This window comes from Devosia rhizoryzae, from assembly GCF_016698665.1.
GTDB lineage: Bacteria > Pseudomonadota > Alphaproteobacteria > Rhizobiales > Devosiaceae > Devosia > Devosia rhizoryzae.
Genome location: NZ_CP068046.1, coordinates 3,060,573 through 3,078,560, shown reverse-complemented (window position 1 = coordinate 3,078,560; position 17,988 = coordinate 3,060,573). Strand labels below are relative to the sequence as shown.

The 17,988-nt window shown below is 56.5% G+C and carries 23 protein-coding genes and 2 pseudogenes; 15 read left to right on the top strand and 10 right to left on the bottom strand.

Translation table 11 applies throughout. From position 1 onward, the window contains the following. Positions 1–47: 47 nt before the first annotated feature. On the bottom strand, positions 48–371 hold the full coding sequence (locus JI748_RS15020) for a YeeE/YedE family protein (protein ID WP_325166882.1): 324 nt from the start codon (positions 369–371) through the stop codon (positions 48–50). A gap of 109 nt (positions 372–480) precedes the next feature. Here JI748_RS15020 and JI748_RS15015 point away from each other — a divergent pair, with 109 nt between their 5' ends. The 3 genes from JI748_RS15015 to JI748_RS15010 are packed head-to-tail and all read left to right on the top strand — an operon-like array spanning position 481 to position 1,432. Next, positions 481–804 carry an ArsR/SmtB family transcription factor gene (locus JI748_RS15015; protein ID WP_201632453.1) on the top strand — a complete coding sequence of 108 codons (324 nt, stop codon included), beginning with the start codon at positions 481–483 and terminating at the stop codon, positions 802–804. Continuing rightward, positions 804–986, top strand: coding sequence for a hypothetical protein (locus JI748_RS17575; RefSeq protein ID WP_325166881.1), 183 nt, complete (start codon positions 804–806; stop codon positions 984–986). Before JI748_RS15015 ends, JI748_RS17575 begins: the two co-directional genes overlap by 1 nt. 26 nt (positions 987–1,012) lie before the next feature. After that, positions 1,013–1,432 (top strand): class I SAM-dependent methyltransferase, encoded by a 420-nt coding sequence (locus JI748_RS15010; RefSeq protein ID WP_325166880.1) that lies wholly within the window; start codon positions 1,013–1,015, stop codon positions 1,430–1,432. A 180-nt stretch (positions 1,433–1,612) separates the two neighbouring features. Here JI748_RS15010 and JI748_RS15005 read toward each other — a convergent pair whose 3' ends face one another. The 4 genes from JI748_RS15005 to JI748_RS14990 form a co-directional block, all read right to left on the bottom strand. Further along, the gene (locus JI748_RS15005; protein WP_201632450.1) at positions 1,613–1,942 is read right to left on the bottom strand and encodes a hypothetical protein; all 330 of its coding nucleotides are present in this window, start codon (positions 1,940–1,942) and stop codon (positions 1,613–1,615) included. A gap of 922 nt (positions 1,943–2,864) precedes the next feature. After that, the gene (locus JI748_RS15000) at positions 2,865–4,577 is read right to left on the bottom strand and encodes a recombinase family protein (protein WP_201632448.1); all 1,713 of its coding nucleotides are present in this window, start codon (positions 4,575–4,577) and stop codon (positions 2,865–2,867) included. Between the two features lie 79 nt (positions 4,578–4,656). Further along, positions 4,657–5,115 (bottom strand): hypothetical protein, encoded by a 459-nt coding sequence (locus JI748_RS14995; protein WP_201632446.1) that lies wholly within the window; start codon positions 5,113–5,115, stop codon positions 4,657–4,659. A gap of 109 nt (positions 5,116–5,224) precedes the next feature. Then, positions 5,225–5,752, bottom strand: coding sequence for a hypothetical protein (locus tag JI748_RS14990; RefSeq protein WP_201632443.1), 528 nt, complete (start codon positions 5,750–5,752; stop codon positions 5,225–5,227). Between the two features lie 512 nt (positions 5,753–6,264). Here JI748_RS14990 and JI748_RS14985 point away from each other — a divergent pair. Next, positions 6,265–6,555: pseudogene (locus tag JI748_RS14985) on the top strand (ATP-binding protein); the annotation flags it as partial. A gap of 52 nt (positions 6,556–6,607) precedes the next feature. Here JI748_RS14985 and JI748_RS14980 read toward each other — a convergent pair. After that, positions 6,608–6,904 (bottom strand): hypothetical protein, encoded by a 297-nt coding sequence (locus JI748_RS14980; protein ID WP_201632440.1) that lies wholly within the window; start codon positions 6,902–6,904, stop codon positions 6,608–6,610. 90 nt (positions 6,905–6,994) lie between these two features. On the opposite strand from JI748_RS14980, the gene JI748_RS14975 reads away from it, so the two are divergent. From JI748_RS14975 to JI748_RS14950, 6 genes are all read left to right on the top strand, one after another. Continuing rightward, complete coding sequence (locus tag JI748_RS14975; RefSeq protein WP_201632437.1) at positions 6,995–7,582, top strand: metallophosphoesterase; 588 nt, start codon at positions 6,995–6,997, stop codon at positions 7,580–7,582. Further along, entirely contained in the window at positions 7,579–8,823 is a 1,245-nt protein-coding gene (locus JI748_RS14970) for a PDDEXK-like family protein (protein WP_201632434.1), read from the top strand. Before JI748_RS14975 ends, JI748_RS14970 begins: the two co-directional genes overlap by 4 nt. A 75-nt stretch (positions 8,824–8,898) precedes the next feature. Next, complete coding sequence (locus JI748_RS14965) at positions 8,899–9,846, top strand: toll/interleukin-1 receptor domain-containing protein (protein WP_201632431.1); 948 nt, start codon at positions 8,899–8,901, stop codon at positions 9,844–9,846. A gap of 67 nt (positions 9,847–9,913) precedes the next feature. Beyond that, on the top strand, positions 9,914–10,438 hold the full coding sequence (locus tag JI748_RS14960; RefSeq protein ID WP_201632428.1) for a thermonuclease family protein: 525 nt from the start codon (positions 9,914–9,916) through the stop codon (positions 10,436–10,438). Continuing rightward, the gene (locus JI748_RS14955) at positions 10,432–10,689 is read left to right on the top strand and encodes a hypothetical protein (protein ID WP_201632425.1); all 258 of its coding nucleotides are present in this window, start codon (positions 10,432–10,434) and stop codon (positions 10,687–10,689) included. Before JI748_RS14960 ends, JI748_RS14955 begins: the two co-directional genes overlap by 7 nt. After that, positions 10,676–11,236, top strand: a complete 561-nt coding sequence (locus JI748_RS14950) for a hypothetical protein (protein WP_201632422.1) — start codon at positions 10,676–10,678, stop codon at positions 11,234–11,236. The genes JI748_RS14955 and JI748_RS14950 overlap by 14 nt, the downstream gene beginning before the upstream one ends. A gap of 13 nt (positions 11,237–11,249) precedes the next feature. Here JI748_RS14950 and JI748_RS14945 read toward each other — a convergent pair whose 3' ends face one another. Genes JI748_RS14945 through JI748_RS14935 form a run of 3 tightly spaced genes read right to left on the bottom strand, consistent with a single transcriptional unit; the run spans position 11,250 to position 14,620 of the window. After that, the gene (locus tag JI748_RS14945; protein ID WP_201632419.1) at positions 11,250–12,167 is read right to left on the bottom strand and encodes a plasmid partitioning protein RepB C-terminal domain-containing protein; all 918 of its coding nucleotides are present in this window, start codon (positions 12,165–12,167) and stop codon (positions 11,250–11,252) included. Further along, positions 12,164–13,060, bottom strand: coding sequence for a plasmid partitioning protein RepB C-terminal domain-containing protein (locus tag JI748_RS14940; protein WP_233280546.1), 897 nt, complete (start codon positions 13,058–13,060; stop codon positions 12,164–12,166). The genes JI748_RS14945 and JI748_RS14940 overlap by 4 nt, the downstream gene beginning before the upstream one ends. Further along, positions 13,061–14,620 carry a recombinase family protein gene (locus JI748_RS14935; protein WP_267911597.1) on the bottom strand — a complete coding sequence of 520 codons (1,560 nt, stop codon included), beginning with the start codon at positions 14,618–14,620 and terminating at the stop codon, positions 13,061–13,063. It abuts the gene before it with no gap. A gap of 135 nt (positions 14,621–14,755) precedes the next feature. On the opposite strand from JI748_RS14935, the gene JI748_RS14930 reads away from it, so the two are divergent. Together JI748_RS14930 and JI748_RS14925 are read left to right on the top strand one after the other, a co-directional pair. Beyond that, positions 14,756–15,061 (top strand): hypothetical protein, encoded by a 306-nt coding sequence (locus JI748_RS14930; protein ID WP_201632416.1) that lies wholly within the window; start codon positions 14,756–14,758, stop codon positions 15,059–15,061. A 134-nt stretch (positions 15,062–15,195) separates the two neighbouring features. Further along, positions 15,196–15,393: pseudogene (locus tag JI748_RS14925) on the top strand (hypothetical protein); the annotation flags it as partial. A gap of 8 nt (positions 15,394–15,401) precedes the next feature. Here JI748_RS14925 and JI748_RS14920 read toward each other — a convergent pair. Further along, entirely contained in the window at positions 15,402–16,025 is a 624-nt protein-coding gene (locus JI748_RS14920; protein WP_201632413.1) for a hypothetical protein, read from the bottom strand. Between the two features lie 176 nt (positions 16,026–16,201). Here JI748_RS14920 and JI748_RS14915 point away from each other — a divergent pair, with 176 nt between their 5' ends. The 3 genes from JI748_RS14915 to JI748_RS14905 all read left to right on the top strand — a co-directional run bounded on the left by JI748_RS14915 (position 16,202) and on the right by JI748_RS14905 (position 17,987). Beyond that, positions 16,202–16,450, top strand: a complete 249-nt coding sequence (locus tag JI748_RS14915; RefSeq protein WP_201632410.1) for a hypothetical protein — start codon at positions 16,202–16,204, stop codon at positions 16,448–16,450. 197 nt (positions 16,451–16,647) lie between these two features. Further along, positions 16,648–17,442 carry an RNA polymerase sigma factor gene (locus tag JI748_RS14910; RefSeq protein WP_201632407.1) on the top strand — a complete coding sequence of 265 codons (795 nt, stop codon included), beginning with the start codon at positions 16,648–16,650 and terminating at the stop codon, positions 17,440–17,442. Continuing rightward, the gene (locus JI748_RS14905) at positions 17,439–17,987 is read left to right on the top strand and encodes a hypothetical protein (RefSeq protein ID WP_201632405.1); all 549 of its coding nucleotides are present in this window, start codon (positions 17,439–17,441) and stop codon (positions 17,985–17,987) included. The genes JI748_RS14910 and JI748_RS14905 overlap by 4 nt, the downstream gene beginning before the upstream one ends. The last annotated feature ends 1 nt before the right edge of the window (position 17,988 follow it).

The following is a 17,988-nucleotide window of genomic DNA, read 5'->3' as shown; positions in this document are numbered from 1 at the left end:
AAGGTCACCGTGGCGACGGTGGATCGAAGCGAAAGACGGGCAATGCCTCAGACCCCGTGACCCGAGGTACATCCGCCACCGAAAGTGACGCCGATGCCGACCAGCAATCCTCCCATACCAATGGCCCATGCAGGCAAGTCAGCTTGCAACGCTACGTCCACGCCACTGAGCCAAAAAAACAGCGCAGCCGCAGCGATTGCGCCGGCAAGGAACGCCAGTCGCCAATCCCAGTTGCCATTGGGCATAAGGAGGCCCGTCAAGATGCCTGTCATGCCAGCGATCCGGCCGTGCAGGGACATCAGGGCCACAGCGGCAATACCGATCAACGAACCGCCGAGCAGCGTTTCCAGGGCTGTGAATGTGGTGATCATGATCCTATCTTGCGCTACAGCTGACGGGTTGGGCCGCCAATAAACGGCATTGATACGTATATTCGAATATTCTAATATGTAAACCGTGAAAAACGGAACGACCCGACTGATGAACATAGCTGACCTCGAACCCCAGGCTGAAGAAGCGGCGAAGCTCCTCGGCGCCATGGCAAATCCGCGACGCCTTTTGATCCTGTGCAATCTCCTGGAACAGGAGCTCAATGTCAGCGAGCTTTCGCGCATCGTGGGACTGGAGCAGTCACCGCTATCGCAGCACCTCTCCAAGCTTCGTGCTCTGGGTCTGGTCAAAACGCGGCGCGATGGCCAAACGATCTTTTATCGACTGGCTTCCGAACCGGTCACCCAAGTGCTCACAACGCTCTACAAGGTCTTTTGCGAGCCAGTTACACAAAAGCCGGAGACGGGAAACTGATGGCGATCGAGCGGCAAGAGCATTGGCAGACCGTCTACTCCAGCAAGGGTGAAGACCAGGTGAGTTGGTTCCAGGAGGAGCCTCAACCCTCCATGGATTTACTGCGTCTGATCGGCGCGACACCAGCCATGGCAGTTCTCGACATTGGGGTGGTGCTTCCCGATTTGTCGACCATCTGCTAGCGTCTGGCCATACGGATGTCTCGGTCTTGGATCTTTCAGCCGCAGCTCTGGAAATGACGAGAACGCACCTTGGTTCGTTGGCAGACCAAGTTGACTGGATTGTTGCTGATGCCGGCGATTGGACGCCGTCCAAGAAATATGCCGTTTGGCATGACCGCGCCGCCTTCCACTTCCTGACCGAGCCAGCCCAGCGGCAGGGCTACATGGATCGTCTGAGGGCCGCAATTGACCCTGGCGGGCACGTTATCATCGGCACATTCGCACTGGATGGTCCAGAAAAATGCAGCGGCCTTCCCGTAGCGCGACATGATGCCGATAGCCTTACTGATACGCTCGGCGACGATTTCAAGCTGATCGATACCCGCTGGCACGATCACCTGACACCGTGGTCAACAAGCCAAAAGTTTCAGTTCAGCACCTTTGTTCGCCGACCGTCGGCACCGTAGCTGCCGGAGCGTGGGCGGTTACTGCCGTCGCTTGCCGAGATGGTAAGGCGCTACTGAATTGTGCCGTTGCTGCAAGATAAAAGGGTTAACGACTTTCAGTCTGCTTTGCCGGTTCGCTGCCGCAAAGCGGACTGGCAGGAATCCACCCCAACACAGACTTTGAAAGTGAGCGAGGCGACTTCATTCATCGCCAAAATCTAAGGTGTTGCGCTCACCGACGAGTCCAGTCAAGACACGCGCGCGGACCCTTGGATGATTGGTACCTTGTACCTGGACAGTTTTAGTTTTTGGGTACCAGGTAATCACCTCGCCAGCGTCGCCGTTGAACCGCCATTTGTCATCCTGTTCGACCCAGTGGCCTATGAAGCCAATGCGGGCGATTGCAGCTTGAAGATCGGGGAGCTGCCCACCCCATTTCAGGGTGTCTCGGGACATCATGTCCTCCATCGTTTGAGTTTCAGTATTCAGACCCGTGAAGCCAAGCATACCGACATGCAGTGTGCTGATCACGCTTCAGACCGGCAATAAGCTTCGCTACGCCCTGTGAAGACCTGAGATGCTTATTACGGTAGCCCCAACCCAACCGACCGGTGGCGGACGGGTTTGGGTAGATACAGAGGTCATCGGTGCCAGGAGTCGCGACATCCAAAGCCTTCACATGGGCTTTAGTGATGTAGCTAGCATCCTTCGACGGATCCCACCCACGGAAATCCAAAGTGTCTACCAGTGTTTTGAAGTAGAAGTCTGAATTCAGCCTAATGTCTTCTAGCGCCTTCATAAAAGCCAAGCGATCGTGAGACCGACAGATCATCACTGCATGCCAATGAAGGTTCGTCATCGCACTTGTGGTTGTCTTTGCGTACTTGGCTTCGGGATGATCGATAGCGACCACAGCAAGCGGCCAGCGAATAGCTTTGCCCTTCTTGTCCCAGTGGTTGCCTAAGGTACCCCGAGCTACGTCCCGGTATAGCTTATGAAAGGCGTCTAGTTCCAAAGAGCTATCGGACCCTCGAAGCTCCATGTTTCGCTTCTTTGACGCTATGCCCCACTGATGGAAAGTGGCCGTTATAAATGTTGCATTTTGCTTCAGGTACTCGTCCAAAGACGAGTAGCGTTCCGCGGGCTCTTTGTTTCGGTATGTAGTAAAAAGATCTTGGATCCATCGTTGATAGTGACCTTGGGCCTGTTCACTGCTCAAGATGTTAGGTTTGTTAGAAGCCTTGACATTCGACCGAGTAGTATTTTTGAGCTTCAACGTTTTTCTCAACTGTTAAATTTCCATGATACGACTACCCCGGAGCAAAGCTCAAGGGTGATCAAAATGTTAATGTCGGGGATCGCTCAAGGGAGTTGTCGCATGAGCAAACGTACTTTACCTACCCACGCGTGGTGGGGCTAGGATTCTGAAAACGTTTTATGTGTCCGTTGCTATTTAGGCGGCAACGAGCCCCATTAATGCTAATTCTTTTCGTTTAAGCCGAAGCAGTTGTGGATCACCAACCCCTGGCGCCTCAGTGATTATGGCGTAAGGTGAAACAGCATCTATCCCCGCCACCACGTGACGCCGCAGACCGCTCGAAAACTCCACCGCAAAAGCTGGTATCCCAAAATCTTGAGTCCGGCTGACGGGGTCGTTTAGCCAATCCGCGTTGCTAAAGGGCTTCAACATACGCCCGGCATCGATGCCTGTTGGGTATAGCCGTAACGACCGGACAATTTGCTTCAGCCGGGTAGCAACCCTTAACCGAAATTCAGTACCCCCATGCCGCACACCCTTGACTCGCTCAACTAAGCTCACCGTCTCTTCTCGCGTAGGGATAAATACTTTCAAAGTCCTAGCGGCTTCTAGCTCACCCGTCAGAAGACGAACCTCTTCATTGCATTGCTCAATTTTGATTTGGATATAGGCAACGTCCGCGGTCCCATCGAGGAGCGTGAAAGCGTTATCCCTACGAATTCTTGCAAGCCGCAAGCGCTCTTCGCTTGCTGCAATCGACTGTAGTCGCGCTGTATTAGCAGCCTGATGGTCAGCGGCGTCTTCGGCTGACGCTATGTCTATCTCTCCACAGAAGCTAAGGAAGGCTCTCTCGAAGGCTTCGTATGGCCAGGCTTTTGCGGTACATCCAGAGCCAAGTAGCGAACTTGCGCAACGAAGATATCGGCCACCCTTGGGCTTTTTCCCCTTGTTCACCATTCTCATCGGATCGCCACATTCGCCGCATCTTGCAACATGTGTAAACAAGTTGGCATGGTCGACACCTCGGCGCCCACCAGCACCGGAACGGCGTTCAAAACGTACACCCTGGACTGCGTAGAAAAGGTCTCTCTCAACAACCGCAGGAAAGTAGTCAGCGATAGCTGCGCCATGTGGAATCCGTCGGCCATCAATTTTGCGATGGGGCTGGAATTCACCAATTACTGCGCGATTACTCAGTATTTTCTCAACATAGGACTCCTGCCATTTCGCTGCTCGGCCAAAGGGCGGAACGCTATCGCCATTCAGCCGCTTAGCAATGCTGTAGCGGCCAAGCCCTTCAAGCGACCATTCGAAAATGGTCCTAACAATCTCTGCTCTATCAGCTTGTACAAAGAACTGCTTGCGATCATCTGCCAACCGAAGCCAAAGCGGACATTGCTTACTGAGTTTCTCAAGATCGATTGTGTCTCGTTTCCTCTGCCAGGCGGCAGCCACGCGTTGACCCTTGAGCTGCGATTCTTCGTGTGCTCGTGACATGATGAGCAACGACTGCAGTAGTGGTATAGGGTCTGATATTCCTGGAGCGTAAATCTGACCGTCAGACAAAGTTACGATGGTTATCCCTCGCTCTACAATGTTTAAGAACAGCGACATCGCCGCTCCAACACGCTGCCGACTGAGGCGATCAAGAGACTCTACTAGCAGAACGCTTCCGGGAGAGACCCTCCCAGTGTCGACTGCTTGGAGAAATCGGGAAAGCGCGCCGGTGGTCGCGTTATCGCCCTTGTAAGCAGACACCCCCAGATCTTTGAGCTCCAGTGTTTCATCGATATCTAGATTGTGCTCCAAAGCGTACCGAAGTGAAGAGTCCGCCTGCCGCCGCAGGCTGTCGCCCTTGATCTGGCTAGGCGTTGACATGCGGATATAAGAATAAGCTGTCCGTGGCATGTATCCCTCTCAAAGTCAGACGGTAACGGCCAACCCCTCTCTAGCAAAGCGAAAAGATGAAAATCATAAACCGTAAGTCTTAAACGAAGTGAACATTGGGAAAACCCTGCGGGCACTCCACATAATCATGGAACATCGCTTCGAATAGAAATGCCTCTTGACCATCAATGTCGTACTCTTTGAATTGCTCGCTAACACCCAAGTGCTCAGCTGTTGAATGAAACTCTTCCAAAAACAGATCCTTGAGGCCGGCAGGCGCTACGAAGATTGCTTCTTCCGTGAACCGTTCGTTATAAGCACCAACGTCACCGTGAATAAAAAGTGTGTTGCGAAGCTTTTCGTACGAATCTCTGTGAAGCATATGTGCTCGAATTTCTTCGAAATAAGGCAATTCACCCGGATTATCTGTGGTGATGCTGATATATCCCACAGAATCACAGTAAAGGGGCTCTCTGGAGCTTCGCGGTATGTTAAACCGGCTCAGATGATCATCCACAAGCGCTCGTATCCGTTCTGCCTTATAACGCAATCTGCTCATTTTTTTCCCTTGTGACAATTTAAGTCGTGAACGCGTTTAGGATCACGAACCAATTTGAATTGAACTAGAGTATTGTACAAAGCGCAGAGTGCGCTTGACCTCACGACGTCTAATGGTCGAGGAAATCTTCAAGAAGAGCCGGGTCAACAGCCTGGCCTGTCAGCACCCACTGGAACGCGTGTTCGACGGTGGGGCCGTGAAAAACCACCGGCACGCCTTCTAGGTCGAGTTCGTTGAACAAGGCTTCGACATCGTCAGCATTGCGAGACGCGTCCGGCAGAATGACTAGCCCAGTTCGATAACATACACCTGAGGGGCTCAGTGAGGACAGATTGCTGACTTTCACCACGGCCTTTGATCGCTTCCGGACAGTTGCAGGCTGCGCCGAATTAAGCTCCGCTCGCCCGAAAAATGAGTTCACAGCAACATTGATTTTATCAGCATCCCTGGCACCACATAGGTGGACCGACTTGTGCATCTCGGCTAAGTCTCTCTTATAGATTAGCGAGAATGCAAAAAGGAATTGTAGTTCATCAGATGTGTCGCTTGAAAACGTGCTGAGATGCATTCTAAACAGATCAGCGCAAAGAGCGGACATATTTTCTTGCAGAGAGGAGTTTTTATTGTCGTTTAACATAGCGTATCAGCCTTATCTATTTGAATGATGATAAAATATAATTTTTTAGCTCCATGTAAAGCGACGGAGGAAAAAATAGAAAGACTTTTTATTTCCCAGATTTTTCTTTACACGCCCATTTTTTCTGGAATTTCGGACAATAAAATCTGGAACGAAATTCTCAGAAATTTGATCTGAGAAATGCTTTCGAAATATTCGACGTAGCGAAAAATCGCAAAAATCTGGGAAATAATACAATTTTTACGCTACCAAGTAACGTTGCGGGCAATTGGAAGATTGGGGTTTAACAACATTTCATATTGTGACGTAAGGAAGGGAGCGTACCATCACGCGGTTCTCAGCGTACATGAAGTTAAAATATAGAAGACATGAAGCTCTGATCTTGATTGGAGATTTGGGAAAGTTGCTAGTGTTTTGCTGCACATTGACGGAAACAATACGATATAACTTGTTCATATTAGAGGGTATTAGCCGTGTGTCACAGGCATAGGCGAGGAGTAATAATACCCTCTAACTTCCTCATGGTCGGCCCGCCCGGCGCGGGCAAAAGCATGCTTGCCGCGCGCCTGCCCTCGATCTTGCCGCCGCTGACGCCACGCGAATTGCTGGACGTGTCGATGATCCAGTCCATCGCGGGCGAACTTGCCGGCGGTGCCCTGTCCGATCGCCGCCCCTTCCGCGCGCCGCATCATTCGGCCTCGATGGCGGCCTTGGTCGGGGGCGGGTTAAAGGTGCGGCCCGGTGAAGCGAGCCTCGCGCATAACGGCGTGCTCTTTCTCGATGAGCTGCCGGAATTCCAGCCCAGCTGTTGAGAACACCTAAGTTGTGCTCTAGAAGCCAATGTTCTGCTCTGAGCTACAATCCGTACTGATTGAAAGGTTTCTGCTGAACGTAAGTATCCGACGTCGAATCGGCCGGATCCTCGGCCCGTTTCGGCCGAATTTCCCTGGATTCATCCTGCGCTAGCCCTCGCTCCATCTGGACCAGGTCGTTTTCGGTCAGCTGGGCGGCCTTCATGCGCTGATGCAGTGAGACCAAGCGCAGCCGACGATCGATGACCGTGGCCAGTGGATCCCGCTCAAGAAGACGGCGCGCGAGAAACCCAAGTCCACCCAACACCGCCCCCACCACCGTTGCCAAAATCTGGTGCATCTGATTCTCCTTTGGCCCTGGAGACTACGCCCTGCGGCCGGCAGGGGGATAAGTCGGGCGTCAAGGGCAAGGTCAGCTGAGAGGAAAACCATGAGCAGCGCCGATGCCATCCTGGTCGACCACACGCATTGGTTCGTGTGCGACACCCATTTCGGACATACCGGCATTCTCGACATGGCCATGCGACCCTACGCCGATATCGGCGCGCACGACCGTGATCTGGTCACCAAGTGGAACACGTTCGTGCAGCCCACCGATACCGTCTGGCACTTGGGGGATTTCGCCGGAGAAGATGTTCCGTTCGGTGACGCCGCCGCCATCTTCAAGCGCCTCAAAGGGATCAAGAGACTGATCCGCGGCAATCATGATGGCGATGACATCTGCACCAATTTGGGCTGGGCGAGTGTCGACGACATGCGAACCGTAGTCGCCAAGGGCGGGCCCAAGATCGTGCTGTGCCATTATCCCCTCAGGGAATGGAACGGCCTTCATTCGGGGGATGTCCATTTCCACGGCCACACGCACGACCGGCTGCCGTCGAGCCGGCGCAGCTGGGACTGCGGTGTCGACCATCAGTCGTTCCAGCCCATGACGTTTGACGGAATTAAGACCAGAATGGAACGGCTGCCAGAGCTGAATTTCGCCGGTGTTGAAGTAGGTGAAGGAGAAACTTCGTGAGCGATGCTGTTCCGGCCGGCGCAGTGCGCACCGGCTTAGACAGGGGACCTTCAGGTGAGATGGATGAGCTAACCGCACTCATGAGCGACCCGGCCTTTCAACAATTGGAAGGCCGCTTCGGCCAGTTCTGCCCGTTCGAGGCAGTGGGCATGGTTCGAGCCGAAATCCGACACAGCAACTACCTTGGGTATATACTGAACCCATTTCGACCCCATGGATTCGGCACGTCCATACTATGGGCTTTTCTGAAGTGTGCGCTCATCGAAGACGCCATGAGCACCATAGAGGCAAGTGCGCTCGACGATGCCGAGATCAGAAGGGAATGGCGAAATATCGACTTGCTCATCTTGCTCCCCAAGGCCAAGCGCATAGTCGCCATAGAACTGAAGATTGACGCCTCGCAGAGCAGCGATCAGCTCCAGCGATACAGGACCATCATCGAGGCCACATGGCCTGGTACCGAAGGGTGGAGGTACGATTACCTCTTCCTAACGAAGCACCATGAAGCACCAAACGATGCCTCGTGGACCGAGTTCAAACTGCACGATCTCATAGACGCACTCAGTGAGTTTGCCGACGCCAGTGAACATCATGCTTCGCAAGCACATGAGATGCTGCGGTCGTACATATCAATGATGAGGAGGCATCACTTGGGGAACAAGGAACTTGAAAGAACCGCTCGGGAACTTTGGTCCAAACATGGGGACGCTCTAGCATACCTGATGGATCGCAGGCCTGACCCCCTGCAGGAGGTCCTGGATCAGATCAAGGAGGACGGTGCTGCCTTCGTTGCGAGCATATCCCCAGCAGGCGTATCCGTGGTCGCAGACAAACACGCCAAGAAAATCCTTAGGTATGCCTATGAGGACTGGGACGACTTGGCAGCCTTCAGAACCGCCAAAGACTGGACGAACACCAAACGGTTGATGCTGCTGGAGATCAAAAAGGACGAGACGTCCATCCGGGCCCATCTGATGATGGGGCCTGGTACAACACCCGATAGGAATGCCTATATCGCCGGATTGGCGCCCGTCGGCAGTGGCCGTTTCATCAGTGTCGTCGAGGAGGAACTCATGACGCTCAATTCCGAGCCCCGAATGGTCTACGTGGACCTCGTTTCCAAGATGGCCGATTTCACGCTGCGAGTCTTCAAAGAGTTCGACCCCGTAATTCGGAAAGTGTCGGCAGAGAGAACAATGGGATTGTCCCTGCCGCCAAAGGATCCGGCACTCTCTCAGTAGCATCAACTAGCAGTTCCATCTCGTCTGAGGGAGCGGGTAGAATGATGGCACTCGATTCCTCTGACCGGATCTCCGATGACCGACTTCTTCATCAGCTACACTCATAAGGATCGTCAGTGGGCGGAGTGGATCGCCTTCGTGCTTGAGGAGGCCGGCTTCACCACCAAAATACAGGCTTGGGATTTCCGGCCGGGCAGCAACTTCGTGCTCGAGATGCAGGATGCCGCCGACAAGGCGGAACGAACGGTACTGGTGCTCTCGCCAGATTATCTTGGGTCGAAGATGGCTGCATCGGAGTGGGCGGCGGCGTTCGCGAAGGATCCGCAAGGCCAGGATCGCCGGATCGTGCCAGTGATGGTCCGCGAGTGCCAGCCGACTGGGTTGCTGCCGACCATCGTGCAGATCCGCATCCACGACCTGCATGAGGATGCCGCGCGACGGACATTGCTTGACGGCATCGACCACAAGCGGGCCAAGCCAGAGAAGCGACCGGTATTCCCTGGAGCTACGGTGACGCACGGCGAGAAGACGTTCCCAGGGGAGGCTTCACCGGCGACACCACGCCCATCCGCTTCCGTACTGCCGCGGCTGAAGACCAAGCCGACCGAGCTGGAGATCAGGAAGTTCGCCAAGGAGGGGTTCGCCCATATCCGGGAGGGTTTTAAGGCGAGGCTGGAGCAGGCCAGTCAAGAGGAAGCGCGAATCGAAACCGATTTCACCGACAACACTGCCACCGATTTCCGCGCCGAATTGTTCGTGGACGGGAAGAGCAAGTGCGACTGCCGCATCTATCTGGGCGACATGTTTGGGCCCAATAGCATCTGTTACACGCAGGGTCGTTCTACGGCTAATTCTGCCAATGAGATCCTCTCGCCTTCAGCCGGTGAGGAGCTCGTCTTCTCGGCCATGATGGGCATGGGAATTTCGGACTTCGAAAGGAAGAACGACATCAAGAGAATGTCGGCTGAGCAGGCCACAGAGTATTACTGGTCGATGTTCATCCGCCCCCTGAGTTACCGGTAGACCTATCCCATCGAAATCGTGCCAGCCGCGAAACCAACCGGAAACGCTCATCTGATAGGATGCCGGCATGTCCATCATCCGTTTCGATCAAAGGCGCCGATCGGCGCGGCCACCGAAATCTGCCAGGCGGGACACGATCACGCCGGCGCTTGCCGTGATCGCGCTGCTCAGCGTCTGCACACTGGGATGGATCGCCGCCGACTCTTTCCTGCCAGGCGGCGGCCAAGCCGTCGTGGCATCCGAGATGCGGGTACAGTTCCGCATGTGCGGTTCCGGGCAGCGCCATACCTGCGTGGTCGATGGTGACACCATCTGGCTCGATGGCATGAACCTCCGACTGCAGGCTTACGACACGCCCGAGCCGTATGACGACATCTGCGGCGGAGCCCAAGAGGTAGCCCTGGCCAAGCGCGCCAGCGCTCGCCTCCTCGACCTGTTGAACAGCAACAGCTTCAGCGTCGAGACCTTCGGCACTGATCGCTACGACCGAACCCTTGCCACCATCCGTATCGGCGGCACCGACGTCGGCGATATCCTGATCTCCGAGGGACTGGCGCGCCGTTGGCCCGATGGCCACGAGTTCTGGTGCTGATGCGGGTCCCCACGGTCGATCCCAAGCGTGACAAGCTGATCCGTCATTTCGAGAAGAAGCTCGCCTACTTCCAACGCATCCCGTCGCACCGACGCGAGGATGAAGCCGCGGATGAAGGCGAGGCGACCTGCCGCTCGATGCTGGCCGAGCTACGTGCTCCAAGAAGCGGTGCTCGTGATGACGCATCCAGCACGCGGAGGCTGGACGCGTGGCTCGACGCAATTGAGGAGAACGGCAGTGACCAAGGATGAGGTTATCGCCTCCGCCGCGGCGGCGATCTTCGGCAGGCCGCTGGTGACCAACGTCTACCGGTCCGTGATCGTCGAAGCCATGATCGCCGGTGCGCTGACGGACTGGACCTGGTGCAGCGCCGATTATGCCGAGCACGACTTCATCAACGCCGACGGCGTGCGGCTGGAAGTGAAACAATCGGCCTTGAAGCAGACCTGGGTCACCAAGGGCGGGCCCAGGCCATCCTGGGACATCGCCCCGCGCAAGCAGGTCTGGCGAGACGATGCATGGGTTGACGCGCCGGGACGGAACGCGGACGTCTACGTCCTTGCCCTGCATTCCGTTGTCGACGAGAGCGCGGACCACAGGGAGCCCTCGCAGTGGTCATTCTTCGTCATCCCAGCTTACCGGCTGCCGACGACGAAGCGCATTGCATTGGCCGCTGCCGGACGCTTGGCCAATGCTGTCCCCTTGTCCGAGCTGAGTATGGCAGTGGCGAATGCGTTCTCGGAATGGTCAAAGGCCGACCGTCTCAGTTGGAAGCACGGCGATCTGACTCGACCATAGGGCCGGGTTCGCGTTACTCGGCGGCTATGGCTGCTGTGCCCACCGTTTCTATTTCGGCCACGTTCTGAAGCTCACCAAGATACTCGTGCCGATTCTGCGCCAGCCAGCGCACCACCCGTGCATTGCCCAGAAGCTTGGCGACATACCCCTTCGCGACCGTTAGGTGCAGGTTGTCGATGCCGTAATCGTCCTCTACCGACTTGATCTGGGATTGCAGGCTGACGAGTTCGCGCTCCAATCGAGCAATCTGCTCCTTGGCCGACTGAGGCTCCTGAGGCTTTGTCCTAGCCTCTGGGACGAGCTGGTTCTCCGACGTCGCCACCAATAGCGCCCTGGCGAAGACCGCGGTGAAGTTCTGCTGCCCCAGCATCAGCTCGGCCGCCTCGATCTGACGGATCGATGTCATCTGACGCAGAATGTCGAAGACCCGGAACGGGCACGGCGCATTGGTGAGGAGTTGTACTGCCTCGGGGCAGATGCCGTCGAGCATTCGCGCGCGCCGCCGGACCGAGGTGACCTCCAAGCCCAGGGCCTCCGCGATCTGAGCCTCAGGCACACCTCTTTTGATAGCGTTCACAACCATATTGTGCTCTTGCACAGGCACCAGTCGGTTGATGCGCTTGTTGTAGGTATACGTCTCGTCGTCAGTAGCGATCAGGCATTCTACCTGGTCGATGCCAAGATCTTTGAGTGCCTCGATACGAAGCATGCCATCGAGCAGGAAGAACTTCCCTGGATTGCTCGGGTCGCGTGAGACCACTGGTGCTTCCACAAGACCGATCGCCTTCACCGATCGAAGGATCTGGGCGTATTTCTTGCTCTCCTTCGTGCCAGGTCGCATCGTTTTCAAGGGCACGATCTGAGTTAGGTTCAGGTGGATCCCCGAGGCCTCGAAAGCGAGCTTCACCGCCTTGCCGCTACCGGCGGTCATTGTACCGTTTCCCCCGCGATGCGCGACGCCAAAGCGCGCGGCATCGACTCCAATTTCTCGGACTGGAGAACATCGACAAAGCTGGCTTCCGACAGGAGATCCTTGAGCGCCTCAACGATGAACAGCAGCTTGCGCTGGGTGAAATCGGACTTCTTCACCAAGATGCGCTGCTTCTCGGCCTCCCTCTGATAGACCTTCATGAGGTCGACTGGCGTGATGCGGCGGGATCCTCGGACGGAACCGAAACCGCTATCCGGCATCTTCCTGCGCCGACGTTCGCGCTGGTCGAGAAGGCGGCGGATGGACGCCAGCTTCTTGCCCTTGATCTTGCCAGCCTGATAGGCGTCCATCAGCATGTTCTGGACCTCGGCGGTCTCGGATCGTGCAATGTCCAGGGCGAGGCTCAACGGTATCAACCCGCTTTCAACTGCCGAAACCAGCCGCTCCTCGCCGTCCTCGAGGAGCTTGGTCAACATGTTGGCGTAGCTTGGGCTGATGCCGGTCTTATCGGCGATCTGCTTGTCTGTGTAACCCCGCTTGGACAGGCTTCCGATCTCCTGCATGAGATCGATCGGACGATGCTTGCGTCGAGCGATGTTCTCTACCAGGCTCATGACGAGGCAGTCGTTTTCATCGGCCTCGATCACCACGGCGGGTATTTCGGTCGCTCCAAGAAGCTTGAATGCTTCCAGGCGACCCTCGCCGCACACCAGGTCATATCGGACGCCGCCAGGACCACGCCTTGTACTGACCGTGATAGGGCGCTTCAACCCGATTGCGTCGATGTTCTCGACGATCTCACCGTGCTGCTTCTTGTTCCGCGATCGGGGATTGATCGGTGTTATCGCCGATATAGGTATCATCTCGATCTTCTGAGCATGCTGGACGGCCATTCACGCGGCTCCCATGAGATGGACAGGACTGACGAAGGAGTAGAACTCGGTGAGATCCTCGAAGCGGTATCCGTCTATACCCAGGCCGTTCTCCTCGGCCAGCTTCAGCTTGCCGCGAACCAGATCGATGCTGGGCAGAAGGTAGTAGTCGAGGGCATCTACATTGTTGGCGGCCATCCTCACCACGATGGTGATGTCGGGCAGCAGACCGTGGTCGAAGCGAAGGCGCCAGCGATGCGATCCTGCCGATGTCCGCTGGCACTTGGCGATTACTATGGAAGCACTGAACTCGCCATTGACGGACAGCAGGTCGGTCGAGGCATCCGTGGAAACGGAAGATCCCCACCGCCGAAGCGCGGAGGTCACGTCGGAAACGATGCCGGGGTGCTTGGCGCGAAGAGCACGATTGATCTCGATGTACCGATAATCGCGACGCGGACGGTACCCGATCAACTGATAGGCGCGAAGCAGACTGCCGAACCGAGACCGATACGCGCTGCTCGATGGCATTTCGTCGGCTTCATCGATGGTCATGCCGGACAGCACGCCGGCCCGGTCGCATAACCCGCGCAATGCGTCGAGCAGTTCCTCGTCGGTGAGCTTGATGAATCGAGCCTTGATGATGGTCTGCGCGGCATCGAAGATGTTTCGATCGACGATCGCAGGGAACACGCCATCCGAGCGAATCCACATATCGGGATCGTTCTTGACGCGCTTCTTCTTGAGCTTGAAAGAGACCCGGTTCCAGACGTTGTTGCCCAGGTACTTCTCATTGATCAGTATCTGGTGCACGGTGCCTCTAGTCCACGGCCTGCCCAGATCGGTGAGAATCCCTTCAGCATTGAGCGCCTGCGCGATTTCCTTCTCGGTCCGGTTGTCGTGCACGAACAGGCGGTAGATGCCGCGAACGGTTTCGAGCTCTTCGGGCGGACCGAGGTCAAGAACCACACGATCTGTCTGAATGCTCTTGTGCTCTCCGCGGCCCAGGACCGCCTTGTGAGCGCCCGACTGATCGATCAGCACTCTTCGGAAGCCGAATCCCGGCGGACCGCCCTGTCGGTATCCTAGCTCGATCAAATGGCCCTGCCCGATCCATACCTTCGCCGATAGCTCTCGGCTGTACTCTCCGGCCATGGCACGCTTGACGCCCTTGACGATGGTCGAGACAGGCGACCCGTCGTTCTCGAACATTTCGCCGCAATAGTGCACGGCTATGCCAGCGCGCTTGCAGATGTATTCGTAGTAGGCGCTTTCGTCGGCGTCCTGGAACCGACCCCACCGGCTGACGTCGTAGACCAGGATCGCTTCGAAACCCGCGTTGCCACTCTCGACATCCGCGATCAAGCGCTTCAAAGCATCGCGACCTTCCATGCGGAGGCCGCTGCGTCCCTCGTCGGCATAGGTCCTGATGATCTCGAAACCCCGGTGCTGGGCGTATTCCTTAATGATCCTGGCCTGGTTCTCGGTCGAGTACTGCTGATGCTCGGTCGACATCCGGACGTATTCGGCCGCGCGGCGCAGGGTGCCGGGGGGGCGGGAACTCACAACATCGTCCGGCATGGCGAAACACTCCTGCTTCGCCATGCACAGTGACGTCTGACGAAACCTCCAGTTTTCGCAAAGGACTTTATCGTCGGTTGACGCGGATGGTGTTGCCTATTGTGGGCAGAAGGTTGCCCATGGAGAGATCAGGCAATGAAACGGGATTTCAATCTGATGGTCGCAGCAGCGCTGCGCAATGAACTGGGCCAAAGCCGTCGCAGCATCAAGACCGTGATGAACTGGACAGGCGCCAGCGAACGCACTGCAAAGAACTGGCTGTCGGGGAGCTGCGGCCCCACCGGGCATCACCTGGTGGAACTGGCAAAGCACTCGGACGAGGTGTTCGACCTCTTCCTAGTCTTGAGCGGACGCCGGCCAATGATCACCTCGATGTCACTCGTCCGACTGCGGGCCCATCTGGCGGCCACGATCGAAAGGCTGGACCGCCAAATCGTTTAGGTGTGCGTCTGATACGCATGCCGATCATATGAGGTTGCGCCTCTGGCATGGGCGCTAGCCAGACATAACCTGCTCCAAAGCGTTCAACGAATTGGTGCTCCTGCCATTGCCAATTGTGCAAAATGGGATCCGTTCTGTTGCCTCATCGCCCGCAGAACGTTCGCGATGTATCGGCCACGCATAATCTCAAGCAGACCGGTAGCTGTGAGCAGGCGAGCTATGCCATCCAGGACACACCGGCCATGGTGCAGCAGCACTATGGGCGCTTCCTGCCCCAGGACAAGTCCGCGATCGCGGCCAAGATCCTCAATCGGGTGTGGGAGGCCACGTAGACCTTCCGTCAGATTCTGTATGAGTTTTCCAGCGCGCCGTAGTAGCCGTCCTCAAAGCGATCGACTAGGTCATGATGTTGATCTCCCCTGAGCGAGTTCTCGATCGATCCGTGCAATTCGCGACGCATCATCAGGATTTCCATTTGGCCGAATGCAAAGGCAGCGGCCGTTGCCTGTCTCAGTGGGCGCGGCTGCATATACACGAAGTCGGGTCGGACAATTCGATCGTCACCCATGCGGAAGCCATAGACCGGGAAGTGGTTGGTCTCATCGACCGTCATCAAATAGGTGACCTCGTCATTGCCGAACCATCTGCGCGCCCGTCGCTTGTATCGGTGACTGTCGTGACCGTGCCGCAACAGATTGCCGATGATCTCGTCTGCCACGTCATCGGGGAAGCCCTGAAGCTCGCGCAGGCCAAGCTCGGAAGCCTGTTCGGCAAGATCAGGCAGTTCGATATCGTCGGCATTTTCCAGACAGGTGGCGATAATCCTGGCCTCGGCAATGCTGGCGCATTGCGCCACGGCTTTCTTCGCCGGACTCCCCGAGTCGACCAAAAGATCCAGCGAGGCATTGCCATTGTTTGCGAGCCGGCTGATCTGCCAAGTGTGACCGTCCAGACTGTCGCTCATGTAGTTCCCGTTGCGGGGTCTTTGCCAATGCATCGCCGTCTCCTGTGACGATGCTGAGCATGTGGGTGGATGATGCATAGAACCAGCGGTCGAAACTTCGGCCCGCTCGATGTCATTGCCTCGCCTTGCCATCGTTGGCATCATACCGGCGGATCTTCGAGTAGGTGCCCGAGAAGATGCGTGTCCCCGACATCCCGCCCAAGCCCATCGAGCCGATCACCCGCCTGTCCCAGTTCCGCGATGCCGGCTATGTCCTCATCAGCCATTGCTCGGCAGGTCGCGGCCACCAGCATGTCATTGTCTACGACACGGTGATGGCCACACATGGCGATGCCGAGGTCGATTACGCCTTCAAGGTCGCGATGACCTGCCCAGAATGCGGTGCTTCTGGTGGTGGCATGACCATTTTTTTGTTGACCGGATAACCCACGAGAATGGAGGCGCTTTTGCACGGCCACGGGGTGAGATCGATGCCCTTACCAGTCGCCATGATCTAGCGCGAATACTTGCCCTGACTAATCGCCACGCGAATGAATAGACTAGCAGAATACCGCTGGATGACTTGCAGAAAGCGCGGGTCCCAACGATATTTAGTTCCATTCCTTGGGGAAAGGGGGACTTCTTGGTAGAACCGCTCAGGATGACATATCCGAACGGCGTCCAATACCAGCGTCGGGACGATGTTGAAGCGATGATCGGCCAACTCGAGCAACTGCCTCGAGACCAGCTAATTCAACGGATGCAGATATCGACGCCGACCCATCCCGACTTTGTTCCGCCGGAGTGCATTCTCCATTTCGTTCGGAAGTCAAAGCAAGACAATTCCACTCGCCAGTTCGAACTCATGTACAAGGCGCTGCTGGCGCGGGTGGTGTACGCTGGGACAGTGCCGGGCGCATATCACTACGTGAACGGAAAGCAGGCTATTACCGGTCGGGCCGCCAAGATTGTGGAATCCGTCGTTTTCGCGTTCGAGCTCAAGTTGACCAAGGACCGGAACGGATATTTGGCTGGGCTTGACTACTACGAGGTCAACTTCGCCGATTCCATCAAGTCGCTGCGATCGACCGCCCGCGCCAAGGTCGATCGCGAGGAGAGCCGCAATGAACCGCTCTCGTACGACGACGACGAGGCGATCTCCTCCGAGGTGGAAAAGGCAGCGGGCGCGTTCGATCCCCAGAATCGCGAAAAAATTGATGATCCGGTTTACCGGTCCGCCCTCGACGCTGCGATCAGCAAACTACCTGCAGAAGAACGAAGCGTGATTCTGCTCTCCCGGAAGGGCTACCAGGATGCCTCCATCGACCCGGATGTCATCACCATCTCGAGTCTGCTCGATTGCAACGACCAAACGGTGCGCAATCGGCGGAAACGGGCCATTGGTAAGCTCAAGAAGGCTTTGGAGGAATTAGAATGACCCGCCCAGTTGAAGATGTGGAGAACATCCTGGCCGCATTCGCGATCGAGCCGAGCCACGACAAGGCCACTCTGGACCGCTACATGACGACCTATCCCGACCTGCAGACCGACCTGCTCGATCTGGTGCTCGAACTCGAGCTGGACGGCGAGAACGACACGCCCATCGATATGGAATCGCCGTTGGTCTTGGCATCCTGGAACAGGTATTCGTTGAGCTCGACGGCACCGCTGACCGCCAAGGGCTTCACGAAGGAGGTCGCGGTCAGCATCGGGGTCAGGACCATGGTCGTCATGCAGCTCCGAGACCGCGCGGTCCAGATCGCCTCGATCCCGTCGCGCTTCCTTTCCCGCCTGGCCGAAGCCTTGAGCACCAGCGTGGACGAGCTGACCGCCTACTTGAGTGAGCCGCGCACGCTCGCGACCGGAGCGAGCTACAAAGCGGATGGCAAGCCCAGCGTCGGACCTCAACTGACGTTGCCGGAGCTGCTGGCGCAATGCGGCCACAGCCCGGACGAGATCGCCCAACTGCTAGAAGAGGCGTGAG